The organism is Kitasatospora sp. NPDC001660 (genome assembly GCF_053596725.1).
In genome coordinates this window covers 1-12146 of record NZ_JBSFGU010000003.1, presented here as the reverse complement: position 1 = coordinate 12146, position 12146 = coordinate 1, and the positions used below count along the sequence as shown (strand labels likewise).

The 12146-nt window shown below is 73.5% G+C and carries 10 protein-coding genes and 1 pseudogene; 8 read left to right on the top strand and 3 right to left on the bottom strand.

What is annotated here, in order from left to right; genetic code table 11:
* Positions 1-5: 5 nt before the first annotated feature.
* From ACWCXH_RS03660 to ACWCXH_RS03650, 3 genes are all read left to right on the top strand, one after another.
* On the top strand, positions 6-353 hold the full coding sequence (locus ACWCXH_RS03660) for a DoxX family protein (RefSeq protein ID WP_449799683.1): 348 nt from the start codon (positions 6-8) through the stop codon (positions 351-353).
* 280 nt (positions 354-633) lie between these two features.
* Positions 634-3093, top strand: a complete 2460-nt coding sequence (locus ACWCXH_RS03655) for a terpene synthase family protein (RefSeq protein ID WP_449799682.1) — start codon at positions 634-636, stop codon at positions 3091-3093.
* Between the two features lie 156 nt (positions 3094-3249).
* Positions 3250-4056 carry a VOC family protein gene (locus ACWCXH_RS03650; RefSeq protein ID WP_449799681.1) on the top strand — a complete coding sequence of 269 codons (807 nt, stop codon included), beginning with the start codon at positions 3250-3252 and terminating at the stop codon, positions 4054-4056.
* A 51-nt stretch (positions 4057-4107) separates the two neighbouring features.
* On the opposite strand, the gene ACWCXH_RS03645 is transcribed toward ACWCXH_RS03650, so the two are convergent.
* Complete coding sequence (locus tag ACWCXH_RS03645; protein WP_449799680.1) at positions 4108-5064, bottom strand: helix-turn-helix domain-containing protein; 957 nt, start codon at positions 5062-5064, stop codon at positions 4108-4110.
* 102 nt (positions 5065-5166) lie between these two features.
* On the opposite strand from ACWCXH_RS03645, the gene ACWCXH_RS03640 reads away from it, so the two are divergent.
* A complete protein-coding gene (locus ACWCXH_RS03640) occupies positions 5167-6666 on the top strand; it encodes an alpha/beta hydrolase (RefSeq protein WP_449799679.1) in 1500 nt (499 codons plus the stop codon).
* Between the two features lie 10 nt (positions 6667-6676).
* Entirely contained in the window at positions 6677-7375 is a 699-nt protein-coding gene (locus ACWCXH_RS03635; RefSeq protein ID WP_449799678.1) for a helix-turn-helix domain-containing protein, read from the top strand.
* On the opposite strand, the gene ACWCXH_RS03630 is transcribed toward ACWCXH_RS03635, so the two are convergent.
* Both ACWCXH_RS03630 and ACWCXH_RS03625 read right to left on the bottom strand, forming a co-directional pair.
* Complete coding sequence (locus ACWCXH_RS03630) at positions 7372-7785, bottom strand: VOC family protein (protein WP_449799677.1); 414 nt, start codon at positions 7783-7785, stop codon at positions 7372-7374. The two genes, ACWCXH_RS03635 and ACWCXH_RS03630, sit on opposite strands and share 4 nt — an antisense overlap.
* Positions 7786-7886: 101 nt before the next feature.
* Positions 7887-8969 (bottom strand): alpha/beta fold hydrolase, encoded by a 1083-nt coding sequence (locus ACWCXH_RS03625; RefSeq protein WP_449799676.1) that lies wholly within the window; start codon positions 8967-8969, stop codon positions 7887-7889.
* A gap of 110 nt (positions 8970-9079) precedes the next feature.
* On the opposite strand from ACWCXH_RS03625, the gene ACWCXH_RS03620 reads away from it, so the two are divergent.
* The 3 genes and pseudogenes from ACWCXH_RS03620 to ACWCXH_RS03610 form a co-directional block, all read left to right on the top strand.
* On the top strand, positions 9080-9811 hold the full coding sequence (locus ACWCXH_RS03620; protein WP_449799675.1) for a TetR/AcrR family transcriptional regulator: 732 nt from the start codon (positions 9080-9082) through the stop codon (positions 9809-9811).
* A gap of 290 nt (positions 9812-10101) precedes the next feature.
* The gene (locus tag ACWCXH_RS03615) at positions 10102-10938 is read left to right on the top strand and encodes a polysaccharide deacetylase family protein (protein WP_449799674.1); all 837 of its coding nucleotides are present in this window, start codon (positions 10102-10104) and stop codon (positions 10936-10938) included.
* Between the two features lie 481 nt (positions 10939-11419).
* Positions 11420-12146: pseudogene (locus tag ACWCXH_RS03610) on the top strand (histidine kinase); the annotation flags it as partial.

Below are 12146 nucleotides of genomic sequence, written 5' to 3'. Positions count from 1 at the left end.
CTTCAATGTCCGTGGCCTACGTCATCGTCACCGTTCTCGGCGCCCTCATGGCCGGCTTCTCGGCCGGGGCGGTCTTCGCCGGCGCCAAGTTCGTCGTGGAGCCGCTCGCCGAGTACGGCGTCCCGCGCGCCTCGTGGGTGTGGCTCGGCGCCACCAAGGCCGCGGGCGCCGCCGGCCTCCTGGTCGGCCTCTTCGTCCCCGTGATCGGCCGCCTCGCCGCCATCGGCCTGATCCTCTACTTCGCCGGCGCCGTGCTCACCGTCGTCCGCGCCCGCAGCTACGCGCACGTCCCGTTCCCTCTCGTCTACCTCGCGCCGGCCGCGGCCTCGCTGGTCCTCGGCCTGGCGGCCTGAGCGGCCCTTGCGCGACGCCCCCGGCGGGACGGGCCGAACTCGGTCCGTCCCGCCGGGGGTTCGGGGGTGTGGGGGCTCGTGGGTGGTGCGCGTGTGGCAAGGATGCGGGGCTCCCGGCTCCGTACAGGCGAGCCACCGTTGAGCGGTGGCTCGGGCGGCAGTTCGACCGGAGGTTCGAGCAGGCGGGTCATCTCATATGACTGTTCTTGTTGTGCCGGTGCCGGGCCGGGGCGCGGGTCATTCTTGGTCCAGCCGACGCGTCCAGAAAGGCTCGCCCGCCGTGACCCAGCCGTTCGAACTGCCGTCCTTCTACGTGCCGCACCCGGCACGCCTCAACCCCCATCTCGACGAGGCCCGGGCCCACTCCTCCGTCTGGGCGCGGGAGATGGGCATGCTGGAGGGGTCCGGCATCTGGGAACGGGCCGACCTGGACGCCCACGACTACGGCCTGCTCTGCGCCTACACCCACCCCGACGCCTCCGCCGAGGTCCTGTCGCTGGTCACCGACTGGTACGTGTGGGTCTTCTTCTTCGACGACCACTTCCTCGACATGTACAAGCGGACCAACGACCGTGAGGGCGGCAAGGCGCACCTCGACCGGCTGCCGCTGTTCATGCCCGCCGACCCGGCCACCCCGGTGCCCGAGCCGCAGAACCCGGTCGAGGCGGGCCTGGCCGACCTCTGGCGGCGCACCGTGCCGACGATGGGCGAGGACTGGCGGATCCGGTTCGCCGGGAGCACCCGGAACCTGCTCGACGAGTCGCTGTGGGAGCTGTCCAACATCAACGCGGGCCGGGTCGCCAACCCGGTCGAGTACATCGAGATGCGCCGGAAGGTGGGCGGCGCGCCGTGGTCCGCGCAGCTGGTCGAGGTGGCCGCCGGGGCCGAGGTGCCGAAGGAGGTCTCGGGCTCGCGCGCGCTGCGGGTGCTGACGGACGCCTTCGCCGACGCCGTGCACCTGCGCAACGACGTCTTCTCCTACCAGCGGGAGGTGGAGGACGAGGGCGAGCTGAGCAACGGCATCCTGGTGCTGGAGCGCTTCCTGGAGTGCTCCACCCAGGAGGCCGCCGAGGCGGTCAACGACCTGCTCACCTCGCGGCTCCAGCAGTTCGAGAACACCGTGTTCACCGAACTGCCCGTGCTGTTCGCCGAGACCGGGCTCGACCCGCTGGGCCGGGCCAGGGTGCTGACGTACGTCAAGGGCCTGCAGGACTGGCAGTCCGGCGGCCACGAGTGGCACATGCGGTCCAGTCGCTACATGAACGGCGGGGGCGCGGCGGCGGGTTCGGGCGACCCGTCCGACCTCTCCGAAGCCGGCCGTCGTTGGGACCCGTTCGCGATCGGCGGGATCGGCACCTCGGCACTCGACATGGTGCGCGGCGGCGGGGCCGTGCCGGAGGTGCCCGCACGGGACGTGCCCGTCGGGCCGGGCGGGGTGGATCCGGCGGTGCGGCGGGCGCGTTCGCACGGCCACGTGCCGTTCCGGCGCGTCGGACCGTCCCGCCTGCCCGAGTTCAGGGTGCCGTTCGCGCTCTCGCTGAGCCCGCACCTGGAGGGCGCGCGCGACCGGGCCGTCGAATGGGCCCGGCGGACGGGCCTGTTGGACGACCTGCCGGGCATTCCCGGGTCCGCGCTCTGGACGGCCGAGTCCACCCGCGACTACGACCTCCCGCTCTGCATGGCGGGCATGCACCCGGACGCCACGGTCGACCAACTCGACATCGGCTCGGCCTGGTTGCTGTGGGGCACCTGGGCCGACGACTACTTCCCGCGGGTCTACGGGAGCACCCGCGACCTGGCCGGCGCCAAGCTCGCCGTCGAGCGGCTGCCGCTGTTCATGCCGGTCGACGACGGCGGCCCGGCGGCGGAGCCGGCCAACGCCCTGGAGCGCGGCCTGGCCGACATCTGGGAGCGGACGGCGGGGCCGATGACCGTCGACGCCCGGCGGACGTTGCGCAAGGCTGTCGAGGACATGCTGCTCAGCTGGATCTGGGAGCTCTCCAACCAGGTGCAGCACCGGATCCCGGACCCGGTCGACTACCTGGAGATGCGCCGGGCCACCTTCGGCTCCGACCTCACCATGAGCCTCAGCCGGATCGGTCACGGGCAGGTCGTCCCGCCCGAGGTGTACGAGCACGGCGCGATGCGTTCGCTGGAGAACTCGGCGGCCGACTACGCGTGCATGGTGAACGACCTGTTCTCGTACCAGAAGGAGATCGAGTACGAGGGCGAGCTGCACAACATGGCCCTGGTGGTCCAGAACTTCTTCCACTGCGACTACCCGTCGGCCGTCCGGATCGTCGACGACCTGATGCACTCGCGGCTCGCGCAGTTCCAGCACGTCGCGGAGAAGGAACTCCCCGTCATGTTCGACGACTTCGGGCTCGACGGCGCGGCGCGGGAGCTGCTCGGCGGGTACGTGGAGGAGCTGGAGAACTGGATCGCGGGCATCGTGAACTGGCACCAGGGGTGCCACCGGTACACCGAGGAGGACCTGATGCGGCACTTCGGACGTGAAGGGCACGACGCGGCACGGGTGGAGGAGTCCGTCCCCACCGGCGGCCTGGCGCTCGGGCCGACCGGGCTGGGCACGTCGGCGGCGCACCCCGGCGTCGCGGCGCACGCCGGCGAGGCGGCCGCGGCCGCGGGCGGCGCGCAGGTGCCGCGGCCGGGCGTGGTGCCCGGCGGGCCGACCGGGCTCGGGACGAGGGGCGCCCGCGCGCCGCTGCCGATCGGGTAGCCGGGAGCCGTGCGGTCCGCGGCCGGCCGGGGCGTGCCCTGGCCGGCCGCGTCGTGTGCGGGCGTTGCGGACGGGCGCGCGTGCGGACGGGGGACTGGCTAGGGTGACGGAATGGGGGCAAATAGGGCATACCGCCACACGAGAGGGCAGAGAGAGATGGCCGCGCTACCTGAGGGCACACCCTGCTGGGCCGACGCGATGTTCAACGACCTGGAGGGCGCCAAGGCTTTCTACGGCGATGTCCTGGGCTGGACCTTCGGCGAGAGCGCGTCGGAGCACGGCAACTACACGCAGGCCTACTCGGACGGCAGGGCGGTCGCCGCCATCGTGCCGCCGATGCCGGGCCCGGACGGCGGGCAGGCCCCGTCCGCCTGGTGCCTCTACCTCGCCTCGCCGGACGCCGCCGCCACCGCCGAGAAGATCCGCGGCAACGGCGGCGAGGTGCTGATGGGCCCGATGCGGGTCGGCGAGTTCGGCACGATGCTGATCGCCAGGGACCCGGGCGGCGTCGTGTTCGGCGTCTGGCAGGGCGGTACGCACGAGGGCTTCGAGAAGCAGGGGGCGCCCGGCTCGTACGCCTGGGCCGAGGTGGTGACCCGTGCCCCGGCCGAGGCGGACGGGTTCTTCCCGGCCGTCTTCCCGTACACCGTGCAGAAGATGGACAGCGAGCAGGTCGACTACAAGATCTTCCGAGTGGGCGAGCAGCCGGTGCTCGGCCGGATGGGGATGGGGCCGGACGACCTGCCGCCCGAGGTGCCCTCGTACGTGAGCGTGTACTTCGCCGTGGACGACGTCGACGCGACGATCGGACGGCTGCGGGCGGGCGGCGGTGCCGTGCACATGGAGCCGATGGACAGCCCGTTCGGCCGGTTCGCGGTCGTCGGCGACCCGCAGGGCGCCGCCTTCGGGATCATCGACCCCGGTACGACCTCCGGCGACCTGCCCACCCTGACGGACGCCTGACGGGCGAGCGCGAGGACCTCGCCGTGGACGGCGCGACGCCCGCGTGCCGGGTCAGGCCGTCGCCGCCAACTGTCCCGCCAGCGCCGCGCGCAGCCACGCGTGCGCCCGGCCGAGGGTGGGCTCGTCCGGCGTGGTGAGCTCGCCGGTGAGCTCCCAGTAGCGCGCGATCACCGGATCGTCGGTGACGTCGAGCATGCCCCGCAGCCGGCGCCGGAAGTCCGGCGTGTCCCGGACGGAGCGTGAGGCGGCGTGGGCGGCGACGAAGTTGTCGAGTGCCGGGCCGTCGTACGGGTCACGGCCGGCGCGCAGTTCCGCCGAGGCCAGGTCGTAGGCCTCGCCGAGCCCCTCGTAGAGCACGGCGGGCCGGTACCCGCCGTCGGTGCGGGCGATTTCGTTCGGGCAGCCTCCCTTGCCGGCGGGGGAGTGGCCGCCGGCGCCGGAGCAGCCCCGGGAGACGAGCGCGTTCAGCCGCGCGAACGCCAGCACCTGGGCGGGCGCCGGGTCGGCCGGTGGCTGCGGGACGGCCGCGTCGACGATCGCGGCGGTCAGCCGGGCGGGCATCCGGGGCGGCAGCGCGCGCCGCCAGAAGCGGGCCAGTGCGGTGGTGTCCGGCGGGGTGGTCAGCCCGCCGATCAGGGTGAGCCGGTCGGCGCGCTCCTCGGGCGGGCACTCGTGCAGCAACCGCAGGGCGGCCTCCCGCCAGCGCAGGGCGGTGAGTCGGGAGCCGAGCTCGCGCAACTGCCGGGCCACCGCGTCCTCCAGGGCGTCCCCCAGCGTCTCGTCCCGCTCCAGCAGCCGTCCGACCTCCGGGACGGGCAGGTCGAGCGTGCGCAGCGAGCGGATCAGCCGCAGCCGGTCGAGCGCCTCCGGCCCGTACCGCCGGTGGCCGCCGGAGCTGCGCCCGGCTTCGGGCAGCAGGCCGCGGTCGGAGTAGAAGCGGACGGTCTTGACGGTGACGCCCGCGTGCTCCGCGAGTTCACCGATGCTCCACAGGACGGCCGGTGGCAAGGCTTGAACCTCCCTCAGGGGGAGTTCCTACGGTACCCGCGTGCCCGGCCGGACGGGGCCGGACGGGCGATCACAAGCGACGAAACGACGAGGAGACGAATCATGACCGCGTTCGTGCTGGTACCGGGCCACTTCACCGGGGGCTGGATCTGGCGGGAGGTGAGCGACCGGCTCCGCGCGGCCGGCGCCGAGGTGCACGAGGCGACGCTCAGCAGCCGGGGCGACGCCGGCCTGGAGACGCACATCGAGGACGTCCTGCGCCTGATCGACGCGGCGGCCGACCCCGAACTCGTCCTGGTCGGCCACGAGTACGGCATCCACCCGGCGCTCGGTGCCGCCGACCGGAGGGCGGACCGGCTCACCCGCATCGTCTACCTGGACGCCGGCCTGCCGGTGGACGGCGACCGGGCCGTCCAGCTCGTCCCGGACCAACCGGCCCGCGAGCTGCTGTTCGACCCGGCCCGCCGGCCCCCGGGCGGCCTCCTCCCGGCGCCCGGCCGGGGCGAGTGGCACCGCTGGGGGAGCGTCGCCGGCCTCACCGCCGAGGCACTGGACCGGCTCACCGACCTGGCCACCGCGCAGCCCGTCGCCACCCTCACCGAGCCCCTGCTGCTGTCCGGCGCCCTCGCGTCGGTGCCGACCTCCGGGATCCTCTGCACCGCGGGCGGCACCGACATCGCCACCGTCGAGGCCATCGTGCGCACGGGCATGCCGCAGTTCAGGTTCCTGGCCGACCCCCGGGTGGGCTTCTTCGACCTCGACACCGGCCACTGGCCGATGCTCTCCCAGCCGGACGAGCTCGCCGACGTCCTGCTCCGGGCCGCCGCCGGCGAGGGCCACCGGATCGTCCTGCCGCCCGCCGCCGAGACACCCGCGTTCACCGGCCCGCACGTCCTGGACACCGCGGAGCACCCGCTGCCGGACTGCGCGCACGAGCGCACCGGGAACCTCGACCTGTACCTGCCGGAGGCCGAAGGCCCGCTGCCCGCCGTCCTGTTCGTCCACGGCGGCCCCCTGCCCGCCGACACCCGGCCCACCCCGCGCGACTGGCCGATCTACGTCGGGTACGGCCGGTACGCGGCGAGCCTCGGCGTCGTCGGCGCGACGGTCGAGCACGGGCTGCAGGGCCTGCACGAGTACCCGCGCGCCGCCGAGGCCATCGCCGCGGCCATCGACGTGCTGCGCGCCGACCCGCGCGTGGACGGCGACCGGATCGCGCTCTGGTTCTTCTCCGGCGGCGGGCTGCTGACCGCCGACTGGCTGGCCGCCCCGCCGTCCTGGCTGCGCTGCCTGGCCGCGAGCTACCCGGTCCTCGCGCCGCTGCCCGGCTGGGCGACCGTCGACAGGCGCTTCCGCCCGGCGGAGGCGGTGGCCGGGGCCGGCCCGCTGCCGATCGTGCTGACCCGGGCCGGGCTGGAGGCGGAGACGATCGCGGCGACGGTCGCCGGATTCGTCGCGGCGGCCGGCGAGCACAAGGCGGAGCTGGAGCTGATCGACGTCCCGAACGGCCGGCACGGCTTCGAGGTCCTCGACCACACCGACGAGGTGCGGGACGCCATCGCCCGCGCCGCCGCCTCGGTCCTGCGGCACCTGCGGGCGTAGCCTTCCGGGCGTGGCCCCCGAATACGCCGAGCGCGCGTCCCGCCTCCCCGGCGCGGTGGTGTGGACGCGCGCGGCTGTTCCGGCACTGCCGCGGTTTCCCGTCCTGCCGGACGGCTGCATGGACCTGCTGTGGACGGAGGGCCGGCTCCTCGTCGCGGGGCCGGACACCCGCGCCCACCGCCCGGGGGGCGGGTTCTCGGGCCCCTGGGCCGGCGTCCGCTTCTCCCCCGGTACGGCCCCCGCGCTGCTCGGCGTGCCCGCGCACGAGCTGCGCGACCGGCGCGTCGACCTGGCCGACCTGCGCCCCGGCGCCGAGGTGCGCCGCCTCACCGGGCGCATCGACGCGGCCCCCGACCCGGCCGCCGCGCTGGAGGACCTCGCCCTGTGCCTCGCGGCGGACGCCGGGCCCGCCGACCCGCTGCTGGGCGCCGTCGTCGCGTCCGTGGCGGCCGGCCGCTCCGTCGCGGCGACCGCCGAGCGCGTCGGCCTCGGCGAACGGCAGCTGCACCGCCGCTCGTTGACCGCCTTCGGCTACGGCTCGAAGACCCTGGCCCGCATCCTCCGCCTGCAACGGGCCCTCGCCCTCGCCCGCGCCGGCGTCCCCTTCGCGGAGACGGCGGCCCGGACGGGCTTCGCGGACCAGGCCCATCTGGCGCGCGACATACGGGAGTTGACCGGGCTGCCGCTCACCGCTCTGATCCGCCGCTAGCCGGTCGGCAGCGCCGCGAGCAGGTCGACGCCGTTCCCGTCCGGGTCGTGCAGGACGGCGTACCGCTGACCCCAGAACGCGTCGAACGGCTTCAACTCCCCGTGGTACCCGGCCCCTACGAGGTCCCCGAACACCGCGTCCACGTGCGCGGGGCTCTCGCACCGGAACGCGAGTCCCGTCCGGCCGCCTCCGGCCGGCGGCCGCCAACCCGGGTGGAACGAACGGATGGTGGACTCGGCGTCGAGTACCAGGAGCAACCCGCCCGGCAACTCGGCCTCGACGTGCGGCTCGTGCTCCGCCCCGTCCGGGAACGCGAGTCCGAGCCGTCGGTAGAAGGCGACCGAGGCGGCCATGTCGGAGACGGCGATGCCGACGAACGCGAACCGGGGTGCCGGTGTGCTGGTGTTCATGCCCGCCACGCTAGGCGGCGGCGCGGGCGCCCGTCTTGAAGGAATCGGACACACCCCCGGCCTTCGGCCGGGGGTGCCCCGGCGCCGGGCCGCACCAGGCCTCATCGGGTGGCCGGCTCGCCCGTGACGACCGGACGGACCTTGGTGAGCATGAGCTCCAGGAACTGCTCCGGCTCGCGGAACGACGCGAAGTGGCTGGCGCCCCGGATCAGGGCGAAGTCCTTGACCGGCGCGGTGACGGAGTCGAAGAGGCGGCGGGCCGGCGCGGGCGGGGTGAGGACGTCGCTGTCGCCCTGGAAGACGAAGAGCGGGAGCGCGAAGTCGGTGCCCTCGGCCCACTCGTCGACCCCCATCGCCTGCGGCCCGAGCTGCTCGGCGAAGGTCATGCCCTTCAGGTACGTCCGCAGCTCGCGCAGCGTGTGCAGGGGCGAGAACCAGAGCGAGCGGACCACGACGGTCTTCATGGTGTCGTAGGTCAGCGGGTCGGTGGTGACGACCAGCTTGTTGAACTCCGACCACTGGTGGGTGCTCCAGGCCGTGGCGTCCGGGCCCATCCCGGTGACGGTGGCCAGCTCCCTGCGCTTGCCGGCCGTCCGGAGGCGTTCGACCAGGGCGTCGTACGCGGGGTGCCGGTGGCCCCCGGCGAGGACGTTCTGGTCGGTGCCGACGTAGGCCGAGTACAGCTCGGGGTGGTTGCGGGCGAGGCGCAGGCCGAGGACGGTGCCGATGGAGTTGGCGACCAGCAGCACCTTCGGCACGCCGAGCCGGGTGCGGACGTACTCGGTGACCTCCAGCGCGTCCCGGTGCAGCCGGTCGAGGCTCATCTCGCCCTGGCCGTCCGGGCCGCCGTGGCCGAAGGTCTTGCCGCCGCCGCGCATGTCCCAGCGGACGATCGTGAAGTGCTGCTCCCAGGGGCGGGTGCGCGGGATGAACGGCAGGTTGGAGGCGCCGGGGCCGCCGTGGATCTCCAGCACCACCGGGTTGGCGAGGTTCTCGCCGCGCACCGAGACCCACTGGTCGATGCCGCCGATGCGGACGAACCCGGCCTCGTCGATCCCGGTCGGCGAGGTGATGCGCATCCGCTCGGCGTTGGCGTGGCGCTTGAGCCCGCGGTAGCCGAGCAGCCCGGCGGCCGGGGTGGCGACGGCGGTGGCGACGCAGGCGGCGAGGACGGTGGCGAGCATGGTGATTCCCCCAACTGTTTATGGCATCAGCAGTTCGATGTGTTTAAGGTATACACAGTTCTCGCCGGCGTCAACGGCCCCGGCGGACCCGATCGGAGAGGGAGGGCCTCATGCCCAAGGAGAAGGCGCGTGACCTGCGTGCAGCCGTCGCACTGCTGTGGGGCGAACAGGACCGCCCCACCCGGGGCCCCAAGCCGAGCCTCACCCCGGGGCGGATCGCCGAGGCCGCGGTCGCCCTGGCGGACGCCGAGGGACTGGAGGCCGCCTCCATGAACAAGGTCGCCGCCGGGTTCGGCGTGTCCGCGATGGCGCTCTACCGCTACGTGCCCGGCAAGGCCGAGCTCGTCGAACTGATGGTCGAATCCGTCCTCGCCGACGCCCCCGACCTCACCGCGGCCGGCCCCGGCTGGCGCCCGCGGATCGTCGCCTGGGCGCGCGCGTCCGAGCAGGTCCACCGCAGCCACCCCTGGCTGCTGGCCGCCACCGCGATGCGCCACCAACTCATGGGCCCCAACCAACTCGGCTGGCTCGACGCCGCTCTCACCGCCCTGGCCCCCACCGGCCTGACCGCCCCCCAGCAGCACCGCGTCTTCGTCCTCATCGCCGGCTTCGTCCGCACCCACGTGCAACAGCGACTCGACTTCGACGAGGCCCACAGCCGCGAATGGGCCCACCTCACCGGCGAACTCCTGGCCCGCCGCCCCGACCGCTTCCCCGCCCTCACCGCCGCCCTCGCCGCCGGCGCCTTCGCCCCCGCGGACCCCGCCGACCCGGTCGACACCCTCCGGTTCGGCCTCGACCGCATCCTCGACGGCGTCCAGTCCCTGATCGACCACCCCTGACCCCCGGTGGAGGCCCGGCCCGAGGAATCGGGCCGGGCCCCGGCCGATGGCGGGGGACGGGAGGGTTCGCGCATTGAGCGGCCCGCTCGTGAGCCCGTGGGCCGGCCTGCTGGGCGCAGCGTCCGAGGCCGCACCCGCATGTGCTGGTGGGCCGCCAGGCCGGCCACGGCACACTGTCAGGCCATGTGCGACCGCCTATGCGCGTCGAACTGGGGGGAACCCTCTCCGGTCCCGCTCACGTCATGAACCTCAGAGAGCTGGCAGACGCAGTCGGGGGAAGTGGTCGGTCGATGGATTTCAAGGCGCGCACGGGGAACCGGAGCAACCGTTCGCGGGTGGCTCTCGCTGTGGCGGTCGTCGCCGTGGCGGCGACCGCCTGGGCCGTTCCGACGGTCACCGGGTCGATCCGTGCCCCCCACCAGAACGTCGCACAGGAACAGCCCGCCACCACCGACGGCCACAACAGCGACGGCAGTGCCCAGGGCGGCGACGGCGGTACGCAGCAGCCGGGGGGAATACCCGACGGCATAGCCCACGCCTCCGAGGCCGGAGGCAACGCCGTCAACATCACCATCGACGACGGCCCTGACCCCGTCTGGACCCCGAAGGTCCTCGACGTGCTCAAGCGGTACGGCGTCAAGGCGACCTTCTGCATGATCGGACCGCAGGCCAAGGCCCACCCCGACCTGGTCAAGCAGGTCGTCGCGGCCGGCCACCGGCTCTGCGATCACACCGTGGACCACGACACCTCCATGGACAAGAAGCCCGTCGCCTACCAGGAGAAGCAGATCCTGGACGCGAAGAAGATGATCGAGGACGCCGCCGGCGGGGCCGAGGTGCTGTACTACCGGGCTCCCGGTGGCTCGTTCACTCCCGACAGCCGGCGCATCGCCGCCGCGAACGGCATGCGCCCACTGGGCTGGAACATCGACTCGAAGGACTTCGAGAAGCCCGGCACCGCCGCCATCGTCGGTACGGTCAAGAAGGAGATCGGCCTCGGCCCGACCATGCTGTTCCACGACGGCGGCGGCGACCGCCAGCAGACCGTCGAGGCCCTCACCCAGGTGCTCGGCTGGCTGAAGGACCAGGGCCGCCCGACCGGCTTCCCGGTCCGGACCACCCCATGACACGCCCTCCGAGGGCGACCGGCTGACGGCCGCTGGGAGCAGCGCGAGCCGGATGTGTCGAACTGCCGCAACGGACATGGCTCCGCCCCGGCCACGGGACAGAGCCATTCGTGGTGGCGGTCGGCGTGAACGTCCGCGCTCCGGGTCGTCGATGTCGCCGGCCCGCACCCGGTACAGCGTGATCGCCCGTTTGAACCCGCCTGAACGGCGGTGAACGAGACCAAAAATGAGACCACGCGCGGAGCCGGCGGTCGGGGTTCTGTACCCGGTTCCCGGCCAGGCCGGATCCGCGACGATGACGCAGGCAAGCCCACCACCCCCGGGGGCGTCCCCGGTGGTGTCCTCGCCGCAGCCACCAGTTTCTGGCCGGCAATCTGCCTGGCCCGCCGTGGGCTTCGCGCGTGCGCGTCTTCGGGCAGGGTGGCAGCGTGGAGGAGGAGGACCCGGATACGCGGGGACAGCCTGGATGCACACAGGGAGCATGCCCTCGAGCAAGGCCCAGGACGGACCGGGGGAAGACCGGTCCGCCTGGGGGCGGCTGCGCTTTTCGCGGCTGCGGGTGCACAGTGTCGCCGGGCAGGTGTTCCTGTGGCTGTTGATCGTCGTTGTGTTGCTGGTCGGCGCGGCCCTGACGACGCTCATCCTGCAGGCCCGCAGCTTCGCCACGAGTGATGCGGAGCACAGCACGCGCGCCGCGGCCGTCACGCTGTCGCGCTATCCCGGGATGGCGGCTGCTCTCGACAGCGCCGATCCGACCGCGGTGCTGCAGCCGCTGGCCGTGGACGTGCAGAAGAGCGGCGGCTTCGACTACATCGTGATCTTCGGCACCGACGGGACCCGCTACGCCCAGACCGCCCATCCCGAGCTGATCGGAAAGCACGTTTACGGCAACTACCAGCCGGCCCTGAAGGGGCCGTACACCGTGACCGAGAACATACCGCTGGGACCCGACGTGGACACCACTGTGTCGGTCACCAGGCCGGATGGTTCGGTCGCCGGTTTTCTCTCGGTGGGGTACTACGTCAAGAACACGGGCGGCGCGGTGAACCGGCAGCTGCCGGTCCTGTTGGGCGGTGCGGCGGCGGCGCTCGCCGTGGGCACGGGCGGGGCGGCGCTGGTGCGGCGGCGGCTGCGCCGCCAGACGCACGGCCTGGGCCCGGCCGAGATGACGCGGATGTACGAGCACCACGACGCGGTGCTGCACGCGG

Coding starts and splice junctions, on each gene's coding strand:
- ACWCXH_RS03660 (WP_449799683.1), top strand. CDS start 6: ATGTCCGTGGCCTACGTCATCGTCACCGTTCTCGGCGCCCTCATGGCC.
- ACWCXH_RS03650 (WP_449799681.1), top strand. CDS start 3,250: ATGGCCGCGCTACCTGAGGGCACACCCTGCTGGGCCGACGCGATGTTC.
- ACWCXH_RS03640 (WP_449799679.1), top strand. CDS start 5,167: ATGACCGCGTTCGTGCTGGTACCGGGCCACTTCACCGGGGGCTGGATC.
- ACWCXH_RS03630 (WP_449799677.1), bottom strand. CDS start 7,785: ATGAACACCAGCACACCGGCACCCCGGTTCGCGTTCGTCGGCATCGCC.
- ACWCXH_RS03625 (WP_449799676.1), bottom strand. CDS start 8,969: ATGCTCGCCACCGTCCTCGCCGCCTGCGTCGCCACCGCCGTCGCCACC.
- ACWCXH_RS03620 (WP_449799675.1), top strand. CDS start 9,080: ATGCCCAAGGAGAAGGCGCGTGACCTGCGTGCAGCCGTCGCACTGCTG.
- ACWCXH_RS03615 (WP_449799674.1), top strand. CDS start 10,102: ATGGATTTCAAGGCGCGCACGGGGAACCGGAGCAACCGTTCGCGGGTG.